Annotated in this window: 27 protein-coding genes; 22 read left to right on the top strand and 5 right to left on the bottom strand. The window is 69.6% G+C overall.

Annotated features, from left to right (window positions below; translation table 11 throughout):
• Positions 1-79: 79 nt before the first annotated feature.
• Positions 80-406, bottom strand: a complete 327-nt coding sequence (locus tag ACWIFB_RS05220) for a hypothetical protein (protein WP_454057550.1) — start codon at positions 404-406, stop codon at positions 80-82.
• An 86-nt stretch (positions 407-492) separates the two neighbouring features.
• Positions 493-870, bottom strand: coding sequence for a nuclear transport factor 2 family protein (locus ACWIFB_RS05215; protein WP_454057549.1), 378 nt, complete (start codon positions 868-870; stop codon positions 493-495).
• 117 nt (positions 871-987) lie between these two features.
• Between ACWIFB_RS05215 and ACWIFB_RS05210 the strand changes: the two genes are divergently transcribed.
• The 17 genes from ACWIFB_RS05210 to ACWIFB_RS05130 all read left to right on the top strand — a co-directional run bounded on the left by ACWIFB_RS05210 (position 988) and on the right by ACWIFB_RS05130 (position 16,479).
• Entirely contained in the window at positions 988-2,112 is a 1,125-nt protein-coding gene (locus tag ACWIFB_RS05210) for an acyl-CoA dehydrogenase family protein (protein ID WP_454057548.1), read from the top strand.
• Between the two features lies 1 nt (position 2,113).
• Positions 2,114-2,794, top strand: coding sequence for a nitroreductase family protein (locus ACWIFB_RS05205; protein WP_454057547.1), 681 nt, complete (start codon positions 2,114-2,116; stop codon positions 2,792-2,794).
• Complete coding sequence (locus ACWIFB_RS05200) at positions 2,791-4,386, top strand: MFS transporter (protein ID WP_454057546.1); 1,596 nt, start codon at positions 2,791-2,793, stop codon at positions 4,384-4,386. The genes ACWIFB_RS05205 and ACWIFB_RS05200 overlap by 4 nt, the downstream gene beginning before the upstream one ends.
• A 146-nt stretch (positions 4,387-4,532) precedes the next feature.
• Positions 4,533-4,658: a hypothetical protein gene (locus ACWIFB_RS05195; RefSeq protein WP_454057545.1), complete on the top strand. Its 126-nt coding sequence runs from the start codon at positions 4,533-4,535 to the stop codon at positions 4,656-4,658.
• Positions 4,659-4,882: 224 nt separating this feature from the next.
• Positions 4,883-5,671: an enoyl-CoA hydratase/isomerase family protein gene (locus ACWIFB_RS05190; protein ID WP_454057544.1), complete on the top strand. Its 789-nt coding sequence runs from the start codon at positions 4,883-4,885 to the stop codon at positions 5,669-5,671.
• A gap of 49 nt (positions 5,672-5,720) precedes the next feature.
• Positions 5,721-6,098, top strand: a complete 378-nt coding sequence (locus tag ACWIFB_RS05185; RefSeq protein WP_454057543.1) for a Zn-ribbon domain-containing OB-fold protein — start codon at positions 5,721-5,723, stop codon at positions 6,096-6,098.
• Positions 6,098-7,255 (top strand): thiolase family protein, encoded by a 1,158-nt coding sequence (locus tag ACWIFB_RS05180; RefSeq protein WP_454057542.1) that lies wholly within the window; start codon positions 6,098-6,100, stop codon positions 7,253-7,255. Before ACWIFB_RS05185 ends, ACWIFB_RS05180 begins: the two co-directional genes overlap by 1 nt.
• Positions 7,252-8,466: an acyl-CoA dehydrogenase family protein gene (locus tag ACWIFB_RS05175; protein ID WP_454057541.1), complete on the top strand. Its 1,215-nt coding sequence runs from the start codon at positions 7,252-7,254 to the stop codon at positions 8,464-8,466. The genes ACWIFB_RS05180 and ACWIFB_RS05175 overlap by 4 nt, the downstream gene beginning before the upstream one ends.
• Complete coding sequence (locus ACWIFB_RS05170) at positions 8,463-9,440, top strand: phosphotransferase family protein (protein ID WP_454057540.1); 978 nt, start codon at positions 8,463-8,465, stop codon at positions 9,438-9,440. Before ACWIFB_RS05175 ends, ACWIFB_RS05170 begins: the two co-directional genes overlap by 4 nt.
• A 28-nt stretch (positions 9,441-9,468) precedes the next feature.
• The gene (locus tag ACWIFB_RS05165; protein ID WP_454057539.1) at positions 9,469-10,692 is read left to right on the top strand and encodes an acyl-CoA dehydrogenase family protein; all 1,224 of its coding nucleotides are present in this window, start codon (positions 9,469-9,471) and stop codon (positions 10,690-10,692) included.
• Complete coding sequence (locus ACWIFB_RS05160; protein ID WP_454057538.1) at positions 10,689-11,453, top strand: SDR family NAD(P)-dependent oxidoreductase; 765 nt, start codon at positions 10,689-10,691, stop codon at positions 11,451-11,453. The genes ACWIFB_RS05165 and ACWIFB_RS05160 overlap by 4 nt, the downstream gene beginning before the upstream one ends.
• Positions 11,453-12,217, top strand: coding sequence for an SDR family NAD(P)-dependent oxidoreductase (locus ACWIFB_RS05155; protein ID WP_454057537.1), 765 nt, complete (start codon positions 11,453-11,455; stop codon positions 12,215-12,217). The genes ACWIFB_RS05160 and ACWIFB_RS05155 overlap by 1 nt, the downstream gene beginning before the upstream one ends.
• A complete protein-coding gene (locus ACWIFB_RS05150) occupies positions 12,120-12,755 on the top strand; it encodes a zinc-binding dehydrogenase (RefSeq protein ID WP_454057536.1) in 636 nt (211 codons plus the stop codon). The genes ACWIFB_RS05155 and ACWIFB_RS05150 overlap by 98 nt, the downstream gene beginning before the upstream one ends.
• An 82-nt stretch (positions 12,756-12,837) precedes the next feature.
• Positions 12,838-14,340, top strand: coding sequence for a class I adenylate-forming enzyme family protein (locus tag ACWIFB_RS05145; RefSeq protein ID WP_454057535.1), 1,503 nt, complete (start codon positions 12,838-12,840; stop codon positions 14,338-14,340).
• Positions 14,341-14,433: 93 nt separating this feature from the next.
• Complete coding sequence (locus ACWIFB_RS05140; protein WP_454057534.1) at positions 14,434-15,048, top strand: TetR/AcrR family transcriptional regulator; 615 nt, start codon at positions 14,434-14,436, stop codon at positions 15,046-15,048.
• A 79-nt stretch (positions 15,049-15,127) separates the two neighbouring features.
• Positions 15,128-15,454, top strand: a complete 327-nt coding sequence (locus ACWIFB_RS05135) for an EthD domain-containing protein (protein ID WP_454057533.1) — start codon at positions 15,128-15,130, stop codon at positions 15,452-15,454.
• On the top strand, positions 15,451-16,479 hold the full coding sequence (locus ACWIFB_RS05130; RefSeq protein ID WP_454057532.1) for an MBL fold metallo-hydrolase: 1,029 nt from the start codon (positions 15,451-15,453) through the stop codon (positions 16,477-16,479). The genes ACWIFB_RS05135 and ACWIFB_RS05130 overlap by 4 nt, the downstream gene beginning before the upstream one ends.
• A gap of 53 nt (positions 16,480-16,532) precedes the next feature.
• Here ACWIFB_RS05130 and ACWIFB_RS05125 read toward each other — a convergent pair whose 3' ends face one another.
• Positions 16,533-17,282, bottom strand: a complete 750-nt coding sequence (locus tag ACWIFB_RS05125) for an SDR family NAD(P)-dependent oxidoreductase (protein WP_454057531.1) — start codon at positions 17,280-17,282, stop codon at positions 16,533-16,535.
• Positions 17,283-17,374: 92 nt separating this feature from the next.
• Positions 17,375-17,836 (bottom strand): MaoC family dehydratase, encoded by a 462-nt coding sequence (locus ACWIFB_RS05120; RefSeq protein ID WP_454057530.1) that lies wholly within the window; start codon positions 17,834-17,836, stop codon positions 17,375-17,377.
• Between the two features lie 69 nt (positions 17,837-17,905).
• Here ACWIFB_RS05120 and ACWIFB_RS05115 point away from each other — a divergent pair, with 69 nt between their 5' ends.
• Entirely contained in the window at positions 17,906-18,652 is a 747-nt protein-coding gene (locus ACWIFB_RS05115) for a LysR family transcriptional regulator substrate-binding protein (protein ID WP_454057529.1), read from the top strand.
• 21 nt (positions 18,653-18,673) lie between these two features.
• Here ACWIFB_RS05115 and ACWIFB_RS05110 read toward each other — a convergent pair whose 3' ends face one another.
• A complete protein-coding gene (locus ACWIFB_RS05110) occupies positions 18,674-19,273 on the bottom strand; it encodes a TetR/AcrR family transcriptional regulator (protein ID WP_454057528.1) in 600 nt (199 codons plus the stop codon).
• Between the two features lie 137 nt (positions 19,274-19,410).
• Here ACWIFB_RS05110 and ACWIFB_RS05105 point away from each other — a divergent pair, with 137 nt between their 5' ends.
• From ACWIFB_RS05105 to ACWIFB_RS05090, 4 genes are all read left to right on the top strand, one after another.
• Positions 19,411-21,069 (top strand): class I adenylate-forming enzyme family protein, encoded by a 1,659-nt coding sequence (locus ACWIFB_RS05105; RefSeq protein ID WP_454057527.1) that lies wholly within the window; start codon positions 19,411-19,413, stop codon positions 21,067-21,069.
• Between the two features lie 50 nt (positions 21,070-21,119).
• Positions 21,120-22,499: an MFS transporter gene (locus ACWIFB_RS05100; protein WP_452100292.1), complete on the top strand. Its 1,380-nt coding sequence runs from the start codon at positions 21,120-21,122 to the stop codon at positions 22,497-22,499.
• 52 nt (positions 22,500-22,551) lie between these two features.
• Entirely contained in the window at positions 22,552-23,631 is a 1,080-nt protein-coding gene (locus tag ACWIFB_RS05095; RefSeq protein WP_454057526.1) for a phosphotransferase family protein, read from the top strand.
• Positions 23,632-23,705: 74 nt separating this feature from the next.
• Positions 23,706-24,467 (top strand): SDR family NAD(P)-dependent oxidoreductase, encoded by a 762-nt coding sequence (locus ACWIFB_RS05090; RefSeq protein WP_452100347.1) that lies wholly within the window; start codon positions 23,706-23,708, stop codon positions 24,465-24,467.
• Positions 24,468-24,510: the final 43 nt, after the last annotated feature.

The raw sequence follows: 24,510 nt of genomic DNA, 5'->3' as shown, positions 1-24,510 counted from the left end.
AGTCGTCAGGAAGAAACCCCCGCAGCTGGAGGCTGCGGGGGTTTCTTCCGTCTTCTGGGGGCCTGCGCGGGTCCGCTGTCTACTCGGTGAACCGGATCCTGGGCGTGCGGCAGATGAGGAGCCGGCGGACCTTGTCGTCTGAATCCAGCTTGGCGGTGGCGTTGAAGCTGGCCTCGAACTCGCCGTCTCGGCGGGTCTCGCCGAGACAGAGCTCGGTATAGCCGACGCGGGCGCCCGAGAGGATGTGGTGCGTCAGCGCGCTCTTCTCTCGCTGCTCGAGGTAGACCACCAGGCCGGCGCGGCCCCCGTAGAACTCGGCCGCGGAATCACCCTTCGAGAACTGGATGGACAGCTCGAAGTCGTCGGTGAGGTGGTTCAGGACCCGGTCGGGGTCGTCCGAGTCCATGATCTCGAACCAGGCGTGCAGCAGCGGGTGGGATTGGGCACGGGGGTGCTCCGTTCAGTGGTCAGGCGGGAACCGGGCAGGTGGGGTCAGGCGGCGAGCGTGGGGGAGGCCAGGCCGAGCTCGGGGTCGAACGCGACCTGGTAGCCGGTGATCAGGCCGCCCTCGCCGATCCGTGCCGAGGCGAGGAAGTGTCCGGTGATCGTCACGCCGTCCTCGACCACGGCGCCGTAGACGAACTCCAGCTCGCCCTCGCGCGTCGCGTGGGTGGGGACGTGGCGGCGGTCCACGGGGCCGCGGCCCTCGAGGTATTCGCGTACCCCTTGCCGGTCCTCGCCGCGAACAGCGGTGCCGGGGAGGATGATGGCGAACGCGACTCCGTCGGCCAGGAGTTCCAGGCCGCCGTCGAGATCGCCCGAGTCGATGCGCTCGTAGTAGGTCACGAGAGTTGATTCGTTCAGGGACATGAATCGAACTTAGTTCAGCAACCGGCACGTTCTCAATAGCCTTGCGTGATCTGCCCCGCCGTGTTCAGATGGTATGAACTGAACTCAGCTCAATAACTAGCGTTGGTGGAGGTCTCCGTGACACAGCAGGTTCGAACGATCCAGCCGGAAGCCGACCCCTCGATCATCCTGCCCTCCGAGGAGCGGGAGGAGCTCCGCTCCGTCATCGTCGGCTTCGTGGACCGCCACGCCTCGCACGAGGCGATCCGCGAGTCAGTCGAGGCGGACCCGGGCTACTCGACCGCACGCTGGGCCACCCTGAACGACGAGCTTCAGATCGCCGCGCTCGCAGTCCCCGAGGCGCTCGGTGGCCACGGTTTCGGCTTCGGGGACCTCGGGGTGATCCTGGAGGAGACCGGCGCCGCCCTGTTGCCGGAGCCCATCCTGGCCAGCGGCGTCGTGGGGTGCCAGGCGCTGGCCCGCGCTGACGACGCGACTGCCGTGGCCGATCTGCTCGCGGGCGTCCTGGCCGGTGGATCCGTGGTGGCGACGGCGCTGGACCAGACCGTGGCACTGGAGACCGCCGACGGGACGACGGTCGCCCGGGGGTTCGCCGAGGGAGTGCTGTGGGGAACGGCGGCGGACCACCTCGTCGTCGTCGCCACCTCCGGCACCGACACCGTGCTCGCGGTGATCGATCTCGCCCAGGTGCCCGCCACGCCCCGTGAGGTCGTGGACCTCACCCGCCGGCGCGCGGACCTGGCGCTCGACGGCGCGCCCGCCCGAATCCTCGTGGGCCCCGGCCGGTCCGCGCAGGTACTCGCCGAGCTCCGTCGGATCCAGGGCGCCTCGCTCGCCGCCGAGCACGCGGGCATCGCATCGCGGCTGGTCGAGGCCACCGTCGAGTACGTGCGACAGCGTCAGCAATTCGGTCGGGCGATCGGCTCGTTCCAGGCCATCAAACACCGCCTGTCCGACATGCTCGTGGACCGCGAGCGCGCCCGCGCCGCCGCCCTGTACGCGATGGCCATCCTCGACGAGGAGGGCGCGGAGGACGCCGAGATGGCAGTTGCCGTGGCGTCCGCCGTCTGCGCGGACGCCGCCACCCGCAGTGCCTATGAGGCCATCCAGCTCCACGGCGGCATCGGCTTCACCTGGGAGCACTCCGCGCATTTCTACCTGCGTCGCATGCTCGGCGACGAGGGCGCATTCGGCGGCGGGCGTGCCGCACGCCAAGAGATCGCCCAGCTGGCGGGGGTCTGACGTGTCCACTGTCGGCGACCCCACTTCCGTGCGACCGGAGGTCTCGGCGCACGAGCTCATCACCACCACTCGTGCGGTGCGACTGCGCCTGGACCTCGAGCGTCCGGTCGCGCCTGAGCTCCTCGAGGCGTGCGTCGCCGACGCACTGCAGGCGCCGCAGGGCTCGAACCTCATGCGCACCGAGTTCATGGTGGTGCGCGACCGCGAGAAGAACGCGCGGCTCGGCACGATCTACCGCGAGGAATTCGACGGCTTCTACCGCGGCAGCGAGGTCGGGCTCTTCAAACGCGTCGATTCCGACGGCAAGCACGCCGCACAGAGTCGGCGCACCCGCGACTCGGCAGAGCACCTGGCCGGGGTGATGGACCGGGTGCCGGCGATCGTCATCCCGTGCCTGACGCCGCGGCTCGCGGACGGGGACCTGCTCGCCGCCGAACACCGCCTGGCCACCGTGTATCCCACAGTCTGGAACTTCATGCTCGCGGCACGGCTGCGGGGGCTCGGAACCTGCTGGACGGGAATGACGCTGGGACGCGAGGCCGACGTCGCCGAGATCGTGGGCATCGATCCGGAGGCCGTCGAGCAGGTCTGCATGATCCCCGTCGCCCACCACACCGGCGAGAGGTTCAAGCCGGCGTGGCGACCGCCCGCCGCGGAGTTCATCCACTGGGACACCTGGTGAACGCCGGGCCCGGGCGGGCGTCCGGCGGCGGGTCGGGGTCGAACTCCGTGCTCCGCAACCGCGTGTTCCGGGCCCTGGTCACCGTGCAGTTGATCAACGCGATCGCGGTGTGGATCCACGTCGTGGCGGTCCAGTGGGTGCTCACCGAGCGCGGTGAGTCCGCGCTGGTGATCTCGTTGGCGCCCGCCGCGATGGCCGTGCCGTTCATCCTTCTGTCGATGCCCGCCGGGGTGGTCGCCGGTTACGCCTCCCGCAAGAAACTCATGGCGGGGGCCACCACCACATCGGCCATCGCGGCCGCCGCGGCGTGCGTGCTCACCGCCGTCGGCCGCGACCAGGCGTTCGCCATGGTGCTGTCCGTGCTGCTGGTCGGCTCTGCCCTTGTACTGGTGGGTGTCCCGTGGCAGTCGCTGCTGCCGGAGACTGTCGAGAGGGAGGACATCCCCGCGGCCGCGGTGGTGGACGGCGCCGTGTTCAACGTCGCGCGCGCCCTCGGCCCGCTCATCGCCGGCATCGGTCTGGGCCTGGTCGGCGCGGCGTGGACCTTCGCACTCGTGTCCTCCCTCGCGACGGTCTGCGCGGTGTTGCTGGTCCGGTCGGAGCGCAGCTCGCCCGATCGCACGAACCCACGTCGGCCGATCCTGCCCGAGCTGGTCGGGGCGCTGCGGTTCGTCGCCTACTCCGCCTGGACCACCCGGCTGCTGGTCCAGCTCGTGCTCTTCGGCATACCGTCCAGCGCACTGTGGGCCCTGATCTCGCTCGTGGCCTACGACCGCTTGGCCATGAACTCCGACGGGTTCGGCGTGCTCATGGCGTTGGTCGGGGCGGGCGCCGTCGTCGCGGCGTTCGCCCTGGGTGGACTCCGGCGGCGCCTGCGGGTCCGGACCTTCGCGGCACTCGGCGCGACGACGTACGGCCTCGCGTTGCTCATCCTGGCCACCTCCACCTCGCCCGTCGTGGTGGGGGTGGCGGTGTTCTTCGCCGGCTCGGCCTGGGTGAGCGTGCAGAGCACGTGGATGAGCATGGGGCACCAGTTCTTCCCGGACTGGATCCGCCCGCGTCTCATCGCCGTGATCCTCCTGGCATTCCAGGGGACGCAGGCGGTGGGCGCACTGGTGTGGGGCGCGCTCACCGATGAGATCGGGCTGCAGGGGGCGCTCGCGATCGCCGCGATGATGCTCGCGGTCAGCGCGCTGTCCCTGAGGTTCATTGGACTCGGTGCGGAGTCCGGGATCGAGCCCGTGCTCACCGCCGATGTGGCCGAGGTCGGTGGGGGTGGCGCCGCGGGTGGTGGTCCCGTGGAGGTGCGCTACATCTATCGGGTCGACGACGACGACCGCGCCCAGTTCCATCTCGCGATGAGGGATCTCAGGCGCTCACGGTTGCGCCTGGGCGGTCGCGACTGGCGGTTGGAATCCTCGGTCGACCTGCCGGGGGAGTACACCGAGACCTACCGGGTGGCCGACGTGGCCGAGTTCCTGGAGCAGGAGCGCGGGCGACTGACTGTGCCGGAATCAGCTCTGCGGGAACGCGTCCATGGGTGTGCCACGAGCGTCAGCGGTCCAGAGTTCCGGGCCGTTGTCAGGCGGTGACCCGGTGCGGGCCCGTGCCGACGCCGGGATGCCGTCGAATCCGCAAGATCCTTCGCCACATTTGCCCGAACCGAGTTCAAATCGGTGCTAGCGTGAATCGCATAACTCGATTGGGGGACGTCGCCGATCCGAATCTGGGAGTGTCTATGGACAACACTGCCGACCTGCTCGTTCGCGGGGCCGGAATGGCCGGGCCCACCGCCGCCGCGCGTACCAACGCGAACGGCGCCAAGGTTACGGGGTTGCGCAGCGACTGCTCCTCCATCGTGTAGGGGGTGGCTGCGACGCGCTCAGGTGGGCGAGGGGTGGTCATCAGCTTCCGGTCGGAGAGCTTCAGGGCCTACTCGCTGGACAGGGTCCTGGTCGCGTCCTGAGCCGGGCGTCCGGCCTGTCTGCAGACTTAATCGAACCAAGTTCAAGATCGGGGTTGACCAACCATTCTTGGCCCTGTAGACATGAACTGAATCCAATTCAAGAAACATCGAAAGGAACGATCATGGTGCAGACCGATCACGTGCTGTTGGAGAAGGACGGCCCTGTCGCCCGCGTCTGGCTGAACCGCCCGCACGTCAAGAACGCTGTGACGGTGGAGCTCCTCCACCGCCTGGACGAGATCATCAAGGAGGTCGACGCAGACCCCGACCTCCGGGTCCTCGTGCTCCGCGGCGTGCAGAACCAGTTCTGCTCGGGCTTCGACCTCAACGAGCTGCTCGGCGACTTCGTCGGCACCACCAACGCCATGGACGTCGGCGTGCTCTCGGCCCAGGTGTGTGACCGCCTCTACTCGATGAACACCCCGTCCGTCGCCGTTCTCGAGGGCTTCGTCACCGCCGGTGGCTTCGAGCTCATGATCTCGTGCGACTTCGCGATCGCCGCGGACGACGCGAAGATCGGCGACTTCCACATCCGTCGCGCCCTGTTCGGCGGCGCCGGCCCGATCTACCGCCTCCCGCGGATGATCGGCCTGCGCAAGACCAAGGAGCTCATGCTCACCGGCAAGCTGCTGTCGGGCAAGGAGGCCAAGGACTTCGACCTCATCAACGACTCGGCCCCGGCCGACAAGCTGGACGAGTGCGTCGAGGACTTCATCGCGGAGCTCACGGACAAGAGCCCGTTCATGATGAAGCTGACCAAGATGGCAGTGAACCAGGGTCTGGACGCCGACATCAAGTCGCTCATGATCATGGAGCATTTCGCGGTGGGCAACTCGCTGCAGTCAGCTGACGGCAAGGAAGGCGTCCAGGCATTCCTCGAGAAGCGCGAGCCGAAGTGGATCGGCAAGTGATCTGACGGTTGACGGAGCGGGAAACCCCACAGAACAAGGAGTGCTACGGATGAACCAGGACCAGACCCTCTCGCCGCGGTTGCGGGGGAGCCGGTGCGATCACTGTGGGACCGTGGCGTTTCCCGCGTCCGTGAGCTGTCAGCGCTGCGGCGGATCCGACACGACCGAGATCCCGCTCTCCAGCACCGGCACGGTGTGGACCGCCACGATCCAGCGGTTCCCGCCCAAATCGCCCCCCTATGTCCCGCCGGCCGACGGGTTCCACCCGTTCGCCGTGGGATATGTCGAACTCCCCGAGGGCGTCAAGGTCGAGGCCCTCCTCGACGGCGACTCGCCGGCCGAACTCATCGGCAGCGAGGTCGTGCTGGTCGAGTCCCATCCTGTGCCGCGCTTTGCGATGTCGGCGGCCACCCCCGAGGAGAACTGATGTCGGATGTGTTCATCGTCGGTGCCGGACTGTCGAGGTTCGGACGCCAGGACGGGGTCACCGGCCGACAGATGGCCGTCACCGCGATCCGGACCGCCCTCGCGGACGCGGACCTGACGTGGTCCGACGTGCAGATCGCGTTCGGTGGTAGCGACGGATCGGGACTGGCGGACACCCTCGTTGCCGACCTGGGTCTGACCGGGATTCCGTTCACCAACGTCAAGAACGGGTGCGCCACCGGTGGCAGTGCCCTGGTCTCCGCGATCAACGCGATCCGCTCCGGCGCGGCCGAGGTGGCGCTGGCCGTGGGCTTCGACAAGCACCCGCGCGGCGCCTTCGACCCCCGGGCCGAGGAGTGGGGACTGTCCGAGGGGTACGGCACCCACGGTCTGATGGTCACCACACAGTTCTTCGCGATGAAGATCACCCGCTACATGGCCGCGCATGGGATCTCCGATACGACGCTGGCCCGGGTCGCGGAGAAGGCCTACCGCAACGGCCAGCTCAACCCAAACGCGTGGCGTCGCGACCCCAAAACCATCGAGGAGATCGGCGGTTCGCCGATGGTCAACGATCCTCTGACCCAGTTCATGTTCTGCAACCCCGGCGAGGGCGGCGCGGCGATCCTGCTGGCCTCCGAGGCCGTGGCGGCCCGCATGGGCGGCCGCGCCGTCGCCGTGCGTGCCGTGTCTACCGGGACCCGCCCGTTCGGGTCGTTCGAGGTGTTCTCCCCGGCAGTGCAGGGCGAGGGCGAGCCGAGCAGCGTCAGCACCGAGGTCGCGCGCCGGGCCTTCGAGACCGCGGGCGTCGCCCCGGCGGACATCGATGTGGCCCAACTCCAGGACACAGAGTCGGGCGCGGAGATTATGCACATGTCGGAGTGCGGCTTCTGCGAGGACGGCGAACAGGAGTTCATGCTCGAGCGCGGCGACACCGAGATCGGGGGACGGCTGCCCGTCAACACCGACGGTGGCTGTCTGGCCAACGGTGAGCCGATCGGCGCCTCGGGGCTGCGACAGGTCCACGAGATCGTCACGCAACTCCGCGGCGAGGCCGGTGACCGGCAGGTCCCCGGTGACCCTCGACTCGGGTTCACCCACGTCTACGGCGCGCCCGGGATCAGCGCCTGCACCGTCCTGGAAGGGGGCCGGCGATGACCGAGCAGAACCCGCAGCAGCCCGCCGGGCTGGCGGACTTCATCGACTCGGCCCGCGGGTGGCTGGAGACCGTGGCCTCCCCGCGGCAGTCCCGCCCGTGGGGTGAGGGATCCGACGCCGTGGTGGTGTTCGAGAACTGGACCCCGGAGCAGGAGCGGGTCGAGACCGATCGACGCCGAGACTACGAGAAGGCCAAGTTCGATGCCGGGTATGGAGCGCTGACCTGGGGCGCCGAGTACGGCGGCCGGGACCTGCCGATCGCGTTCGACCTGGCGTTCCGCCGGCTCGAGGCCGAGTACGACCTGCCGCAGCGCACCGAGATGTTCCCGGTCACGCAGCAGCTCATCGCCCCGACCATCGCACAGTGGGGGACCGAGGAGCAGCGCGCCGGGTACGTGCGTGCGATGCTGCGCACCGACCTCATCGCCTGCCAGCTGTTCTCTGAGACCGAGGCCGGCTCGGACCTCGCGGCGGTACGCACCCGGGCCGTGAGGTCCGGCGACAAGTGGATCCTCAACGGTGCCAAGGTGTGGACGTCGGGAGCGCCGGTGTCCGACTACGGCGTGGCCGTGTGCCGGACCGACCCGGACGTGCCCAAACACCAGGGGCTGACGGTCTTCATCATCCCGCTGGACACCCCGGGGATCACGGTGCGGCCCATCCGCCAGATGACCGGTGGCTCCTCTTTCAACGAGGTGATGATCGACGGGGTCGAGCTGGATGACCGGTACCGCCTCGGTCCGGTGGGTGAGGGCTGGAACGTCGCGCTCACCGTACTGGCGGCCGAGCGTCTCGACTCGGGCAATCTCGGACTCGACAACGCCGACCGGGCCGTCGAGCTCGCGAGGAACCTCGGGCGAGATCTCGACGCACTCGAGCGGGACCAGGTCGCCGACCTCGTCTGCCGAAGCTTCGTGCAGAGGCTGGTGGGGATGCGCGTGGCGGCCGCGGTCGTCGCGGGGCGCGAGCCCGGGCCGGAGGCATCCGTCGGCAAGCTGCTCGCGACCGACACCATGGCCCGCACCTCGGAGACCGTGCGCGCCCTGCTCGGCCCCGAGCTCACCCTTCGGGGGGACAGGTGGGGGACCTGGGCGTGGACCGAGCACGTGCTCGGCGCCCCCGGCTACCGAATCGCCGGTGGCACCGACGAGATCCAACGAAATATCCTCGCCGAGCGTGTGCTCGGCCTACCCAGGGAGCCGAGGACATGACCACCGCCGACACTACCCACGAGGCACTGCTGCGTGAGCGCGTCGTCGCCGGACTCGGGGCGGCCGGCGTGGCCGGGCCGTTCGGCACCCTTGAGCCGATGCTCGGCGGGCACTCGGGGCTGACCTATCGGATCGCCGGCGCCGACGAGGAGTTCGTCGTCAAATCCGTGCCCCCGGGCCAGAAGGCGATCGGGCGCCACGACATGCTGCGCCAGGCCCGCATCATGACCGCCCTCGCGGACACGGACGTACCCGTTCCCGGCATCCGCGCGACCGACGAGTCCGAACCGGCCTGGTTTGCCATGGACCTGGTCCGCGGCGAGTCACTCGAGCCGGTCCTGGACGACCCCGCGGTCGAGCCCTCGTTGGCCGCCGCGCGGATGGGACGTGCCGCCGAGATCCTCCCGGTCCTGCACGGCGTGGCGCTGGACTCGCTGCCCGTCGACGGTGAGGTGCTCTCGCCGACGGCTGAGCTCAAGCGCTGGGCGCGCACGATGGCGGCGGTCCCGCCGGAGCTGGTGCCCGACGCCGAGCGGTTCGAGTCGCTGCTGGCCGCCCGGGTCCCCGACGCGGTGGATCCCGTCCTCGTGCACGGGGACTTCCGCCTGGGCAACATCCTGTCCGACGGCACCGAGCCTGCAGCCCTCATCGACTGGGAGATCTGGAGCCCGGGCGACCCCCGCGTCGAACTCGGATGGTTCCTGGTGTTCGCCGACGGGACCAACTTCCCGGGAGTCGGCCGGGTGGTGGAGGGCCTGCCCACCGCCGAGGAACTGATCGACATCTACAGCACCGCGGCCGGCCCGCTCACCGACTTCACCTGGTTCGACGCGCTCGGCCGGTTCAAGATGGCCGCGATCATGGGCCACAACCTGCGACGTCACCGCGAGGGTCGGCATCACGATCCGGCCCAAGAGCAGCTGCCTGACACGATCAACCGACTCATCGTCACCGGCATCGAACGCCTGGCCTGACGCGACACCTTCAGAAACGAGACAGATCATGGACTTCGCGTTTTCCCCGCGCACGGCGGAGCTCGCCGAGAAGCTTCAGGTGTTCATGGATGAACACGTGTACCCGGCCGAACAGGTGTACGACCGGCAGATCGCCGAGAACGACAACCCCCACGAGCAGCCCCGAGTGATGCGGGACCTCCAGAAGACTGCCCGCGAGCAGGGCCTGTGGAACCTCTTCATGGCGCACGGCGACCTCGGGGCCGGGCTGACGAATCTCGAGTACGCCCCGCTGGCCGAGATCGTCGGCCGTTCGCTCATCGGCAACGAGGCGATCAACTGTTCCGCCCCCGACACCGGGAACATGGAGATCCTCGCGCTGTACGGCACGGAGGAGCAGAAGAAGCAGTGGCTCGAACCACTGCTGCGCTGCGAGATCAGGTCGGCGTTCGCCATGACCGAGCCGGACGTCGCCAGTTCGGACGCCACGAACATCTCCACCAGCATCATCCGTGACGGCGACGAGTACGTGATCAACGGACGCAAGTGGTACGCCTCCGGAGTGCTGGACCCCGACTGCAAACTCATGATCGTGATGGGCAAATCGGACCCGAACGAGTCCACCTACCGCCAGCAGTCGATGATCCTCGTCCCGATGGGCGCCGAAGGCGTGACCGTCGTGCGCGACCTGCCGATGCTCGGCTACCACGACCGCCTCGGCCACGGCGAGGTCCTCTTCGAGAACGTCCGCGTCCCGGTGACGAACATGCTCGGTGAGGAGGGCGGCGGGTTCGCCATCGCCCAGGGCCGGCTCGGCCCCGGCCGGATGCACTACGCGATGCGCGCCATCGGTATCGCCGAGCGGGCACTGGAGATGCTGTGCCAGCGCGCCACCGACCGGGTCGCCTTCGGCGAGCCGCTCGCCAGGCGCGGTGTCATCCGTGAGTGGATCGCCCGCAGCCGTATCGAGATCGACCAGATCCGGCTCATCACCTTCAAGGCCGCCTGGCTCATGGACACCCAAGGCAACGCCGCGGCCCGGTCGGATGTGGCCGCGATCAAGATCAGCGCGATGGAGACCGCCCACCGGGTCGTCGACCGCGCGGTGCAGACCTACGGTGCCGCCGGTGTCAGCGACGACAACGTTCTCGGGCGCTTCTACTCCCTGACCCGGGCGTTGCAGATCGCGGACGGCCCGTCCGAGGTCCACCTGCGCACGATGGCCCGGCTGGAGTTGAAGAAGTACACCCCCTCGAAGGAGAGCGAGCGATGAGCACCTCACCCCGACTACTCGACGGCAAGGTGGCCCTGGTCACCGGTGCCACCCGTGGGCTGGGGAAGGCCACGGCGCTGGCCCTCTCGGAGGCCGGCGCGACGGTCATCGTCTCGAGCCGTAAGGCGGACCAGTGTGCGGCGGTCGCCGAGGAGATCACCGAGGCCACCGGGATCCCGGCCCACCCACTCGCCCTGCACGTGGGTGACTGGGACGCGATCGAGCGCGCCGTGGACGCGATCGTCGCCCGACACGGGTCGATCGACGTGGTGGTGAACAACGCCGGCATCGCGCCGCTGGCCCCGACCTCGCTCGAGGTCTCCGAGGGCCTGTTCGCCAAGACCCTCGACGTCAATCTCAAGGGACCGTTCCGACTGATGGCCGTAGCCGGCGACCGGATGGTCAAGGGCGGCGGCGGCTCGATCATAAACATCTCGAGCATCGGCGCCGAGCGTCCGAGCCCGCAGGAGGCCACGTACGCGGCCGCCAAGAACGGACTCAACGCCCTGACCCGGGCGTTCGCCCAGGAATACGCACCGACCGTCCGGGTCAACTGCATCATGCCCGGTGCATTCGCCTCGGACATGGCGGCGGACTGGGACGAGGAGTTCCTGGGACTGGTCGTGAACCGGCTGCCCGCCGGGCGGCTCGGCGATCCGCGGGAGCTCGCGGGTATGGTCGTCCACCTGGCCTCGGATCAGGCGGGGTACACGACCGGCGCGATCATCCCCGTCGACGGCGGACGGACGGCGGTCTACTGATGCCCACGCCCGCGGAAATGTTCGACCTGTCCGGACGCGTGGCCGTGGTGACGGGAGCGTCCTCCGGACTGGGGGACGGGTTCGCCCGCACCCTCGCCGCCGCGGGCGCGACCGTCGTGGCGGCGGCCCGGCGGGCTGACCGGCTGGCCTCGCTCGCGGCCGATCTGCCGGGCCTCGTCCCGGTCGAGTGCGACATCACCGTGCCCGCCGATCGAGAGCGACTGATCGCGGTCGCCACCGAGATCGACGGCGGTGTCGACATCCTGGTGAACAACGCCGGACGCCCCGGGCCCCCGGACGCACTGACCGAGAGCGCCGAGGAGTTCGACGACATCCTCCGGGTCAACCTCACCTCCGGATTCCATCTCTCGGTGGCCGCGGTCAACGCCCTGCCCGAGGACCGGGGCATGTCGATCGTCAACATCTCCTCGGTGGTCGGCCTGGTCTCGACCGCCCCGATCGGTGGCGCCGGGTACGCGGCGAGCAAATCCGCGGTCATCGGCACCACCCGCGAGCTCGCGGGCCAGTGGGGCCGGCGGGGTGTCCGGGTCAACGCCGTGGTGCCGGGTTGGTTCGACACGGAGATGACCGACGGCCTGTTCACCAACGACAAGTCGGCCGGCTGGGTGCGACGCAACTCGATGCTCGGCCGGGGCGGCCGGGCGGGTGAGGTGGACGGCGCGGTGCTGTTCCTCGCCTCCGACGCCTCGAGCTACGTCACCGGGCACGTCCTCACGGTCGACGGCGGGTGGACGGCGCGATGAAGGGGATGGGATCGGCGGCCGCAGCCGGGGTGTCGGGATCGGGGGCCTCGGCCACCTCGCGGTGCAGGTGCTCGCCGACCGCGCGCCCGCGGTGATCATCGGCGTGGTCCCCCGCGGGACCGCCCGGGAACTCGGGCTGCGCCTCGGCGCGGACCACGCGGTGGCCTCGGTCGCCGAGGCCGCGGCACTGGTGTCCGAGGTGTCCGGCGACACCGGCGCCGACCTCGTCCTGGACTTCGTCGGCGCGGGACAGACTCTGGATGCCGCCGACGGACTCATGGCCAGCGGGGCCACCCTGGTCGTGGTGGGCTCGGCCGGCGGGCACCTGAACGTCGACAAGAAGGGCTCACTGCCCCGCGGGTGGCGCGTCGAGGCCCCCTTCTGGGGCCCGCACCGGCACCTGCAGGACGTCGTGGACCTCGCCGCGGCCGGGACGCTGTCCGCCGTCGTGGAGACGCGGAGCCTGGATGAGGTCCTGGACGCCTACGAGGATCTGCGCCACGGCCGGGCGGACGGCCGCCTCGTCGTCGTCCCCTGAGAGGTCACCCCCGCCCACTCGGACCCGATCGCCGGCCTCACACCCCACCCACACCTTTCACACACCCAAGGAGAACGCGACCATGAAGCAGCTGGCCAGGGACGTCACCGAACGTGCAACCCGAACCCCGGACGCCATCGCTGTGGTCGACGGCGAGGGCACGCACACGATCACCGAGGTGGTCCGGGCCGCCCGCGAGCTCGCGACGGTACTGGAGGCGGCGACCGACGGCCCCGCCACGGTGCTGGTCCGCGCGGACAACTCGTGGCGCACCGTCGCCGCGGCCGTCGCGGTAGGACTGACCGGCGGACTGCTCGCGGTGATGAGCGGGCACGCCACCAGGTCGGAGTTCGACATCGCGATGGCGGACCTCCGGCCCGACGTCGTGGTGGCCGACGGACCGCTCGGACAGGTGTGGGGTCTGGAAGGGCACGGGTTCGTCCTCTCGGGTCAGGCCCTGGCCGGCTGGGAGGTCCACGGACCGGCGGACGGGCGGACCCGGGGCGTCGAACACTGGAAGGGCGGCGTGGTGGCCGCCATGACCTCCGGCTCGACCGGTCGCCCCAAGTGCGTCATCCAGACCGAGGACGCACTGCGGTACGCCGGTCAGTCGACGATCGACGCGGTGGGACTGGAGCCGGGTGACGCGATCGGTGCGCTCGTGCCGCTGTCGTCAGCCGCCGCCATCTGCTTCGGGATGTACCTGCCCACGATGCTCGGTGGGGCCATGGTGGCCGACGCGAAGTGGAACCCCGAGCGCGCCGTCGCCGTGCTGCGCGACAACGCGGTCGCGTGGACGATGCTCGTGCCGACCATGGCACTGCAGCTCACGCTCGTCGACGGGGCCGACGGCGCCCTGTCGGCGATGAAGGCCATGACAGTCGGCGGCGGACCCATGAACGAGAACTCCCTGCGGTCGGCGGAACTCAGGCTCGGCACCACGTTCCTGCGGGTGTTCGGGATGTCCGAGGCGCTCGGGCACACCACCCCGCTCCTGGACGACGGCGTGGAGGTGCGTCTCGCGCGCGACGGCCGGCCGTTCCCCGGGACCGTCTCCAGGGTGGTCGACGGGGACGGCCGCGTGCTCGGCCCGGGTGAGGTCGGCTCGCTCCAGGTCAAGGGGCCGTCGGTCTTCCTCGGCTATGCGCGCGGAGGTCTGCCCGTCGCACCGGACGTCACCCCCGACGGCTTCCTCGCGACGGGCGACCGCGCCGTGATCTTCGACGACGGCTGCGTGAGCATCCGCGGTCGGGAGAAGGATCTCATCATCCGCGGCGGCCGCAACATCGACATCAACGAGGTCGAGGCGGCGTTGGCCGGGATCCCGGGGGTCCATCAGGTGTGCGTGGTCCCCGTCCCGGATCCCGTTCTGGGGGAGAGGGCCGCGGCGCTTGTGGTGCCGGACGGTCAGGCCCCGGGGCTGGAGGAGATCCGGCGGGAACTCGACGCGGCGGACTTCCCCAAATTCAAGTGGCCGGAGTTCGTGATCTCGGTGGAGTCACTGCCGCAGTCGCGGGTCGGGAAGCTGGATCGTGCCGGTGCTGCGAACCTCGCGGCGTCGTTCGCCGAAGATGCTCCGCATTGACGCCCCGGGAGCACGTTTCCGGCCGATAGTGTTTGAGTTGAACTCAATTTCACCTAACCTTAAGGAATACACCGAGTTTGGGGGGAGTGCCACATGGCGGCCACAAGGAGAACCGAGAGTCCGCGCTCCAAGCGCAATGTCATTCTGGATGCAGCCGTGGCCAACTTCGGCAGCGTCGGCTACGAGCACACGAAATGGGCCACGGTCGCCAAAGAGGTCGGCATCGGCCAGACGGCGCTGTACCACTACTTCGAGTCCAAGGCGCACTGCCTGCTGACCATCATGAGGATGGAGCTGACGCGCTACCACGAGAGGTTCGAGGCCGCGGTCGAGGGCTCGGCCGACGCGGGGTCGGCGTTTCGGGCCGTGATCGCGAGCGCCTACGACATCACCGAGACCGAGGCGCTCTCGGCACGCATCCTGCTCAACCACATCGACATGCTGGCGTCCCCCAGGTCGTCGGAGCGCGAGGAGGACGAGCGGATCCGGGCGCGTGAGATGGTACGTGTGGTCGAGAACGACTGGACGGACCTGCTCCGGCGCGGAATGGACTCCGGGGAGTTCCCGCAGCGCGACGAGAAGGAGCTCGGCCGCTTCGTCCTTGGTCTCATCAACTCCGTGTGGAGTTGGTATCGCCCGGGCGGCGGCCGTCAGCTGTCCGAGATCGCGGAGTCGGTCACCGACGCCTGCGTCCGATTGGTGCACTGAGGCGCTTCCACCTCGACGGCTCTGTCCGGGTGGTACCTTGGACTCACAGCCTGAAGTGAATTCAAATCCGGAGGATGAAATGTACAACCTGATCGTCATGGCGTCAAAGCCAGGTGAGTGGACACACGAGCAGTTCATCGAGTGGTGGCGCGGCGAGCACGCCGACGTGACCTACCCGCTGCCGGGACTGCGCCGCTGGTCCCACACCGCGGTCGGGGACACCGGTCCCAACCGACATTCGCAGGGCTGGGACGGCGTCTCGGTCCTGTCCTTCGACTCGAAGGAGGCCTACGAGAAGATGCTCTCCAGCCCGGAGTGGGCCAAGGCGGCCGAGCACGTCGGCTCCATGGGCGGACGGGCCATCATGGTGATGGGCGACGAGCAGCTCATGGTCTCGGGGGAGTGACCGTGCAGGGGGTGGACTGGGCCGAGGTCGGGTGCTACAGGGTGGCCGACTCGGTTCACCGTATCCCCCTGCCCATGCCGCACGACGGCCTGCGCGCGATCAACGTGTACGTGGTGGAGGGCTCCGACGGGGTCTCTCTGATCGACGCCGGGTGGAACGTGCCTGGCAATCTCGACATCCTGACGGAGGGCCTCCGGTCGATCGACGTGGGGCTGGGCGAGGTCACCGACGTCCACGTGACCCACATCCACCGCGACCACTACACGATGGGTCCCGAGTTGCGCAGGCAGGTCGGGACCCGGGTTCATCTGGGCCGGCTCGAGCAGTCGGGCCTCACCGCGCTCCGGGCGCTGGCCAACACGGTCCCGGCGGACTCGCTCGAGCAGCTGCGGCGTGCCGGGGCGCCGGGGGTCGCCGAGGCCGCGCTCGCGCAGAGTCGCACCGAGGAATGGTTCGAGCGCGACTGGGAGTTGCCGGACGAGTGGACCGAGCCCGGGCCCGTGTCGGTGGCGGGACGCGCCATGCGGGCCACGGTGACGGCCGGCCACACCAAGGGGCACCTGGTGTTCGACGATCCCGGTCTCGGGGTGACCTTCACCGGCGACCATGTGCTTCCCCGGATCTCCCCGTCGATCGGCTTCGAGCTGGGTGGGTGGGACAACCCCCTCGAGGACTACCTGACCTCGCTCGAGGACATGCTCGCCAGGCCCGACTCGCTTATGTTGCCGGCGCACGGCGCCACCGGCGGGAGCGTCCACCTGAGGGTCCGTGAGCTGCTGGATCACCACGATGCCCGACTCGACGCGACCCGACGGGTCCTTCTCGCGGCCCCCGGTGTCACCGGACTCGAGGTGGCCGCCTCGCTTCCGTGGACCCGCCGCGAGCGGATGTTCGCGGAGTTGGACGACTTCAACAAGATGATCGCGACCTGCGAGACGATGGCGCACCTGGACGTGCTGGTCGCGCGCGGTGACGCGGTGGTGGATCACGTGCAGCACGAGGTGAAGCACTTCATCGCGAACTGACCCCGGTGGCCCGCGGGAGGGGCCCGCGGGCCGTTCGTGCCGTGGGGCCCGTGTCAGCGCGCGGTCCAGCCGCCGTCCGCGTAGACCTCCGCGCCGGTCATGAACCCGGCATCGTCTGAGGCGAGGAACGCGACACTGCCGGCGATCTCGGCGGGCGTCCCGAGCCGGCCCATGGGGGTGTTGGCCAGCATTCCCCGGTGGCGCTCAGAACCCTCGAATCGCTCCAGCAGCTGCGGGGTCTCGATGAACCCCGGGTGCAGCGAGTTCACCCGTACGCCCTTCGTGGCCCAGTGGAGGGCGGCGTTCTTCGTCATGGTCTGCACCGCGCCCTTGGCCGCGTGGTAGGCAAAGCTGTTGCCGAATCCGCCGACGCTGCCGAGGATCGAGCAGACATTGACGATCGCCCCGCCGCCGGTGCGTTTGATCGCGCCACCGGCGTGCTTCATGCCGAGCCACACGCCGGTCTGGTCCACGTCGATCACGCGCTGCCAGTGCTCGGGGGTCTCGTCCTCGACCGTCTTGATGCTGCCGATCGCGGCGTTGTTCACCAGGGCGTCGATCCGGCCGTGGGCGTCGAGGGTGCGCTGCACCGCCGCGGCCCAGTCGTCCTCGGAGGAGACGTCGAGCTCGAGTGCGAGATGGGGGCGGGTGGGGAGCGAGGTGACCAGGTCCGTCACCAGGGAGCCGGCGAGATCGGCGGCGACGACGACGGCGCCCTCACCCGCAAGGCGTTTGCAGATCTCCCAGCCGATTCCTCCGGTGGCGCCGGTGATCAGGACGATCCGGTCGGTGAAGCGTTCCATGTGGTGCCCTCTCGGTGGTGTGTGTCGGCGGTCGGCTCGCCACGCGTCGTATAAACCGAACTCGGTTCAGTAAAGGGCGTCGCGCGTCGGCGTCAGGCGGGAAACGCCACCATCAGTGCGTCGGCGACGCACGCGGGGGCGTCCCGGCCCTCGATGTCGATCGTGTAGCGCACGCAACCGAGGACCCCGCCGGCGTCTATCCCTCGGGTCCACTCCACTCGTCCGCGGGCCCGGAGGCGGTCGCCGGGTCGGACGAACGAGGGGAACCGGACCCTGTCGAGTCCGTAGTTGATCGCTCGTCCCGCGGCGTCGAAGGTGAACAGGTCGGCGCTGAGCCGGGGGATGAGCGACAGGGTGAGATAGCCGTGCGCCACGGTGGAGCCGATCCCCGATGAGGCTGCCCGGTCGGTGTCGACGTGGATCCACTGGTGGTCCTCGGACACGTCCGCGAAGTCGTTGATCCGTTCCTGGGTGATGGTGAACCAGTCGCCGACGCCGAGGTCGGTGCCGGCGGAGTTCCTGTACTCCTCAACGGTCCTGAAGGTGATGGTCACAGGCTTCTCCTCGGCGGTCGCGGTTGAATACTGAATTCGGTTCAATATCGCGCACGCTACCGTGTTGGGGTGAACGAGGAGCGCGATCCGGCGCGAGGGGCCCTGTCGGTCGGCTATGTCCCGGGGGTACAGCCCGACAAGTGGCTGACCCGTTGGCGCGAGCGCCGGGGCGACGTGCCGGCCACCGCGAGGCGCGTGGGTGATCCGCGGGCGACACTCGCCGCGGCGGCGGGCGCCGAGGGGTTCGACGTGATCTTCTTCCGTGAGCCCGCCGACGCGCCCCGGTCGGCGCCGCCCGGGATGCTGCGTGTGCCGCTGTACACCGAGACGATGTCGGTGCTCGCGGAGCAGGAACACGAGATCGGTGCGTTCGACTCACTGAACGCCGACGACCTGGCGGGGGAGCGGTGGCTCGATCCCCTCGACACGACCACCGCGACCCTGGATGAGGTTTCCGCTGCCGTCGACCTCGTGGCGGCGAACGTGGGTCTGCTCGTCCTGCCCCTGCCGTATGCCCGAGCGTTGAGCCGGCGGGACGTGGTGGTCCGTCCACTCGACGGCGTCCCGGCTACCCGGATGGGGGTGGCGTGGTCCGCGACGCGGGAAGGGGACGAGCTCATCGACGAGTTCGTGGGGATCGTCCGCGGGCGTTCCGCGGCGAGTTCGCGCGGCGGGGCGGAACCGCCGCGGGAGAAGCGTTCGGCCCGCGAGAAGTCCGCGGCCAAGGCTCGGGGGCGGGCGGAGCGTGCCGGCCGGGGCGGCGAGTCCGGCCGCGCGGGTCAGCCGGGTCGGGCCAAGGGGCGTCGCAGCCGCTGATCGGCCCTGGCCGGACGCGGTTCAGGCCTCCGTCGCGCCGACCATCGCCCGCGCGTAGCCGAGGTGCCGGGCCACCACGTCATCGGCCGTCAGGGGCCCGCCGGGCCGATACCAGGAGGCGATCGAGACGCACAGGGAGGCGATCGCGCGCGCCGCGTCCTCGGGGTGGCGACAGGTGAAGTCGCCGGCGTCCACTCCCGCGCGGATCGCGTCCTCGATCATCGTCTGTTGAGCGTCTCGCTGCGAGATGTGATGAGCCCGGACGTCCGGATCCATGCTGCGCATCTCGGTGGACGCCACGAAGGCGTGATCGCGCCGGGCCATGTGGAAGCGGGCGAGGCATTCCACGATGTTGGCGAACCGGTTGGCGGGGGAGTCGCCGGCGTCCTCGGCCGCCGCGGCGGTGTGCGTCAGCATCTCGGCCATCGCCGCATCGACCAGGGCTGCGAGGATCGCCTGCTTGGACCTGTAGTGGTGGTATAGCCCGGGAACGGACAGACCGGCGGCCTCGGCGATCGTCCTGATGGAGGCGCCGTGATAACCGTGCCGGGCGAAGACGCCGAGGGCGGCCCGCAACGGTGGTGTCAGCTCGTCGGTTCCGAACTCGCGCCAGTTGTCCATAAGTTCATTCTCCTCGATCCTCGGGACGTCCCGGCCCCCGCGCTTGACACCGGATGTGGTGTGGGTAACACTATCTCACACCGAGCGATCGATCGGTCGGGATAGTGCAGAGTCGGAAACGAAAACGGAGGTCGAGGATGAGCCGTACGGACTCGCGCCCGTGGCAGAAGATGTACCGCCCGGGGCTCGACGAGGGAGTGGTCACCCGACCCACGACGTTGATCGACGCGTGGGCCGAGCGGGTCGACGCTCACCCGGAGGGGGGCGCGATCGCCTACTTCGACACCGCCCTCACCGCACGCGAGGTCGACGCCAGGGCGGACGCCCTGGCCGCCGGTCTCCAGGATCGCGGTGTGGGCGCCGGGGACCGTGTCGGCATCCACCTGCAGAACATCCCGCAGTACGCACTGGCGATGCTCGCGCTATGGAAGATCGGGGCGGCGGCGGTGGTCCTCAACCCGATGTACTTCGGCCGCGAGCTCAGGCTGCCGGTCGAGGACTCCGGCGCGATCGGGGTGATCGCCACCGACCGTGACGTGCCGGCGATCCGCGAGGCCGTCGTCGGAACCGAGGTCGGCTGGATTCTCGGCACGAGCGAGCGCGACCTGCAGAGCCGTGACGATCCCCGGATGTTCACCGACGGGGATCGGGCCCCGGCGTCCGCGGACGGCGACCTGGTCGAGCTGATGACGCGGTTCGCGGGCAGGGCCCCGGCGCCGGTCGAGGTCGTGCCCGATGACCTGGCGCTGCTCACCTATACCTCCGGAACCACCGGCCCTCCCAAGGGGGCGATGAACTCGCACGCCAACGTCGTGGCGGTGGCGCGCAGCTTCGCCGACTTCGTGGACGTGGCCCCTGGGGACGTGGTCCTCGCGATCGCCCCGCTGTTCCACATCACCGGCGCGGTGATCAACGCGACCCTCGGGCTGATCACGGACACCACCCTGGTCTTCGCCGGGCGTTTCCGTCCCGAGATCGTCCTCGACGCCTTCCGCGAGCACGGGGTGACGTTCACCATCGGCTCGATCACCGCCTACAACGCGCTCATGCGACTGGACGAGGCCGGGCCCGAGCACTTCGCCGCGGTCAAGACCCTCTACAGCGGCGGTGCTCCCATCCCGCCGTCGACGGTCGACCGCTTCGCGGAACGGTTCGGCCACTACATCCACAACGGTTACGGGATGACCGAGACGACCTCCGGTGTCATCGCGGTGCCGCCGGGTCGGCGCGCACCCGTGGACCCAGCCAGCGGGACCCTCTCGATCGGCGTTCCCCTGCCCGGCATCGCCGCCGAGGTCGTCGGACCGGACGACCGCCCGGTCCCGCCGGGCGACCAGGGCGAACTGGTGCTCGCCGGCCCGCAGATCGTCTCCGGGTACTGGCGCAACGAGGAGGCCACCGCGTCCACCATGCCCGGGGGTCGTCTGCACACCGGCGACGTCGCCGTCATGGACGCCGACGGCTGGGTCTACCTCGTGGACCGGCTCAAGGACCAGATCAACTCCTCCGGCTACAAGGTGTGGCCTCGTGAGGTCGAGGACGCGCTCTACGAGCACGACGCGGTTTTCGAGGCGGCGGTGGTCGGGCTCGCCGACGAGTACCGCGGCGAGAAGGTCGTCGCGTTCGTCTCCCTCAAGGCGGGCTGCACCGCGACCTCCGACGAGTTGGCCGCCTTCGCGGGCGAGCGGCTCGCGGCCTACAAGCGGCCCGCCGAGGTCCACGTCGTGGGCGAGTTGCCCAAGACCCAGACCGGAAAGATCCGGCGTCGCGAACTCCGCGACGCACACACGCCCTGATGTCCCGCCCCGAACCCTCACCCACCCTCACCCCATCGAAGGGAACCGACATGGCTGATGCCACAGTCCGTCCAGAAGTCCCCGGGCAGCCCACCGCGCCCGTGACGGCCACCAAGAGCCCCGGCGCCCTCAAGTCGCTGGCCGCGAGTACCACCGGCCAGCTGTTCGAGTGGTACGAGTGGACCGCCTACGCGGTGTTCGCCCCGTTCATCGCCGCCGCGATGTTCAACAATGACAACCCGGTCTCGGCGCTGCTCGCCACCCTGGCCGTCTTCGCCGTCGGGTTCCTCATGCGTCCGTTGGGCGGCATCGTCTTCGGCCGTATCGCCGACGTCAAGGGACGCAAGCACGTCCTGATCGTCACCATGCTGATGATGGCCGCGGCGAGCCTGCTGATCGGACTGCTGCCCACCTACGGGACGATCGGTGTCTTCGCATCCGCCCTCCTGCTGCTCTGCCGCATGGTCCAGGGCTTCGCGCACGGCGGTGAGTCCGCCACGGCGTACAGCTACGTCGCCGAGATCGCGCCGCCGCACCGCCGCGGGATGTGGGGCAGTCTCGTCTTTGTGGCCATCATGGGCGGCACCGTGATCGCCTACGGCATCGGCGGCGGCATCACCGAGCTGCTCAGCGAGTCGGCCGTCGGCTCGTGGGGCTGGCGCGTGCCGTTCCTGCTGGGCGCCGTGTTCGCTCTGTTCGTGCTGTACCTGCGGTCCGGCATGGAGGAGTCCGAGGTGTTCGACACCGCCGAGGCCGCCGAGGCCGCCGACAGCGCCGCCGCGGCCACGGGAGCCGGGTCCGACGCCGGTTCCGCCGTCGTCACCACGTTCTCCCGCGGTCGCCTCGCTCGCGCCATCGCCCTCGTCGTGACCATGGTCTCGGGCATCACGGTCGCCCACTACACCTGGAGTTCGTACGCGTCCACGTTCGCCATCACCCAGCGCGACATGGACTCCGGCTCCGCCTTCTGGATGATCTTCGCCAGCCAGCTCATCGCGCTGTGCACCCTGCCGCTGTGGGGCCTGCTGTCGGACCACATCGGCCGCCGTCCGGTGATCTTCATCTTCGCGGTGGGCACCATCGTCACGACCCCCTTCCTCATGGGCATGATCGACGACCGCCCGTGGACCCTGTTCGTGGCCTCGCTCATCGCCATGACCCTGGTCGCCGCGGCCGGGTCGATCCTGTCCTCGTTCATGTCCGAGGCGTTCCCCACCAAGATGCGCACGGCCGGGATCGGGTTCGCGTACTCGCTGTCCGTCGCGGTGTTCGGCGGAAGCGCTCCCTATCTCAACGCCCAGTTCATCCAGTGGGACCTGTACTGGCTGATCAGCGCGTACATCATCGTGCTCTGTGTCTGCACCATCATCGCCACGGCCATCATGAAGGAGACGCGGGGCGACAACCTGCACACGGTCGGCCGCGGCTAGTCGCGCCCGAACCGGCCACACATCCGTCCATCGACCGCGAGGATCGTAGTTCATGACCACTTCCCAGACAGACACAGAGTCCGAGGGGCTGCCCGTCGACGAGTTGCTCCGGCCCGACGTGGTGGGCCCCAAGATCGCGGAGGCGACCGGTGAGAAGGCCTGGACCGAGTTCGAGGCCGAGCTCATCGCCGGTGGCAAGTCCAACCTCACCTTCACCCTGCGTTCGGACGCCGGCGAACTCATCCTGCGCAGGCCGCCCACCGGCGAGCTGCTGCCCAGCGCCCATGACATGGGTCGCGAGGCGCGGATCCAGATCGGGTTGGGCGACACCGACGTCCCGGTCGCGCAGGTGGTGCTCAACGAGACCACCGGCGAGGACCTGGGCGTGCCGTACTACGTGATGGAGAAGGTGGTCGGCCACGTCATCCGCGACGCGTTGCCGCCGGGCTTCGCCGAGTCCGACGACGACAAGGCGGCCATGGCCGACGCGCAGATCGACGCTCTGATCGCGCTCCACGCGGTGGATCAGAACGCAGTGGGCCTGGCCGATCTCGGTCGCCCGGACGGCTACCTCGAGCGGCAACTGCGCCGGTGGCTCGGGCAGTCCGAGAAGGCGGTCGACTCCGTCCGGGCCGATCGGCTGCCCGAGCTGGCGGCCCGGCTCGGGGAGAGCATGCCCACCTCGCCGTCGTCGCGGATCATCCACGGCGACTACCGCCTGGACAACTACGTCGTGGCGCCCGACGACCCGGGCCGTATCCTCGCGATCCTGGACTGGGAGCTGTCCACGCTAGGCGATCCCGTCGCCGACCTCGCGCAGACGGTCCTGTACTGGGGCGACCCGGACGGGCCCGAGGTGCCGCTGATCCCCAGCATCACCACCGAGCCCGGGTGGCCGGGGCCGCAGCGGTTGCTCGACCGCTACTGCGCGGCCACCGGCACCGACCCGTCGTACATGCCCTGGTACCTCGCGTTCGCCACGTTCAAGTTCGCGGCGATCGCCCAGGGCGTGGCCACCCGTTCGCTGGCCGGCGACATGGCCGGTCAGGACTTCGGCGACATCGGTCCGCAGATCCGCGACCTGGTCGACCACGGCCACTCGATCCTCGACTCCCGGAAGGGGACCAACTGATGACCGACTCCGACACCGCGAGTTCACCCGCAGTGCCCGCACCTGTCGATCCCCGCACCGGGCCGCAGACCGCGGTGCCCGTGCTGGACCGGTTCCGGATGGACGGTCGCGTCGTGGTGGTCACCGGGGCCTCGTCCGGACTCGGTGCCGGGTTCGCCCGCGCGCTGTCCTCGGCGGGGGCCACCGTCGTGCTGGCCGCCCGCCGCAAGGAACGGCTCGAGGCGCTGGCCGAGGAACTGCGCTCGCGCGGCGCGGTGGCCTCCACCGTGGCCTGCGACGTGGCCGACCCCGATTCGTGCGCCGAGATGGTCCGCGCCGCTATGGCCGAGCACGGTCGGATCGACGTGCTGGTCAACAATGCCGGCCTCGGCACGGCCGTGCCCGCGCTCAAGGAGAGCCCCGAGCAGTTCCGCTCGGTTGTGGACGTCAACCTGGGCGGGGCGTTCTGGGCTGCCAAGGAGTGCGCCGCGGTCATGGGCCCGGGCTCGAGCATCGTCAACGTGGCCAGCGTGCTGGGCTTGACCGCCGGCTTCGCACCGCAGGCCGCCTACTCGGCCACCAAGGCCGCCGTCATGGGCCTGACCCGGGACCTGGCCTCGCAGTGGGGCGGCCGTCGCGGCATCCGGGTCAACTCGCTCGCACCCGGCTACTTCGCGTCAGAGATGACCGACGAGATCCCCGAGCAGATGCTCGCCGACATCACAGGCAGCACGATCTTCGGCCGTCTCGGCCTCCAGCCCGAGCTGGACGCCGCCCTGCTCTTCCTCGCCTCCGATGCCGCATCGTTCGTCACGGGCACCACGCTCGTGGTGGACGGCGGCATGACTATGCACTGAACCGACTCTGCATTGAACCAGCCACCTGAAACAGGAGTAGTGC

The sequence above is a fragment of the Dietzia sp. NPDC055340 genome (genome assembly GCF_053645335.1).
The sequence above is the reverse complement of the archived record's forward strand: the minus strand, read 5'-3'. Positions and strand labels throughout refer to the sequence as shown.

Bases quoted from the DNA above. Each gene is read 5' to 3' on its own strand.
- ACWIFB_RS05220 (WP_454057550.1), bottom strand. From the start codon at position 406: ATGGACTCGGACGACCCCGACCGGGTCCTGAACCACCTCACCGACGAC.
- ACWIFB_RS05215 (WP_454057549.1), bottom strand. From the start codon at position 870: ATGTCCCTGAACGAATCAACTCTCGTGACCTACTACGAGCGCATCGAC.
- ACWIFB_RS05195 (WP_454057545.1), top strand. From the start codon at position 4,533: ATGGACAACACTGCCGACCTGCTCGTTCGCGGGGCCGGAATGGCCGGG.
- ACWIFB_RS05190 (WP_454057544.1), top strand. From the start codon at position 4,883: ATGGTGCAGACCGATCACGTGCTGTTGGAGAAGGACGGCCCTGTCGCC.
- ACWIFB_RS05185 (WP_454057543.1), top strand. From the start codon at position 5,721: ATGAACCAGGACCAGACCCTCTCGCCGCGGTTGCGGGGGAGCCGGTGC.
- ACWIFB_RS05180 (WP_454057542.1), top strand. From the start codon at position 6,098: ATGTCGGATGTGTTCATCGTCGGTGCCGGACTGTCGAGGTTCGGACGC.
- ACWIFB_RS05175 (WP_454057541.1), top strand. From the start codon at position 7,252: ATGACCGAGCAGAACCCGCAGCAGCCCGCCGGGCTGGCGGACTTCATC.
- ACWIFB_RS05170 (WP_454057540.1), top strand. From the start codon at position 8,463: ATGACCACCGCCGACACTACCCACGAGGCACTGCTGCGTGAGCGCGTC.
- ACWIFB_RS05165 (WP_454057539.1), top strand. From the start codon at position 9,469: ATGGACTTCGCGTTTTCCCCGCGCACGGCGGAGCTCGCCGAGAAGCTT.
- ACWIFB_RS05160 (WP_454057538.1), top strand. From the start codon at position 10,689: ATGAGCACCTCACCCCGACTACTCGACGGCAAGGTGGCCCTGGTCACC.
- ACWIFB_RS05155 (WP_454057537.1), top strand. From the start codon at position 11,453: ATGCCCACGCCCGCGGAAATGTTCGACCTGTCCGGACGCGTGGCCGTG.
- ACWIFB_RS05145 (WP_454057535.1), top strand. From the start codon at position 12,838: ATGAAGCAGCTGGCCAGGGACGTCACCGAACGTGCAACCCGAACCCCG.
- ACWIFB_RS05140 (WP_454057534.1), top strand. From the start codon at position 14,434: ATGGCGGCCACAAGGAGAACCGAGAGTCCGCGCTCCAAGCGCAATGTC.
- ACWIFB_RS05135 (WP_454057533.1), top strand. From the start codon at position 15,128: ATGTACAACCTGATCGTCATGGCGTCAAAGCCAGGTGAGTGGACACAC.
- ACWIFB_RS05125 (WP_454057531.1), bottom strand. From the start codon at position 17,282: ATGGAACGCTTCACCGACCGGATCGTCCTGATCACCGGCGCCACCGGA.
- ACWIFB_RS05110 (WP_454057528.1), bottom strand. From the start codon at position 19,273: ATGGACAACTGGCGCGAGTTCGGAACCGACGAGCTGACACCACCGTTG.
- ACWIFB_RS05105 (WP_454057527.1), top strand. From the start codon at position 19,411: ATGAGCCGTACGGACTCGCGCCCGTGGCAGAAGATGTACCGCCCGGGG.
- ACWIFB_RS05100 (WP_452100292.1), top strand. From the start codon at position 21,120: ATGGCTGATGCCACAGTCCGTCCAGAAGTCCCCGGGCAGCCCACCGCG.
- ACWIFB_RS05095 (WP_454057526.1), top strand. From the start codon at position 22,552: ATGACCACTTCCCAGACAGACACAGAGTCCGAGGGGCTGCCCGTCGAC.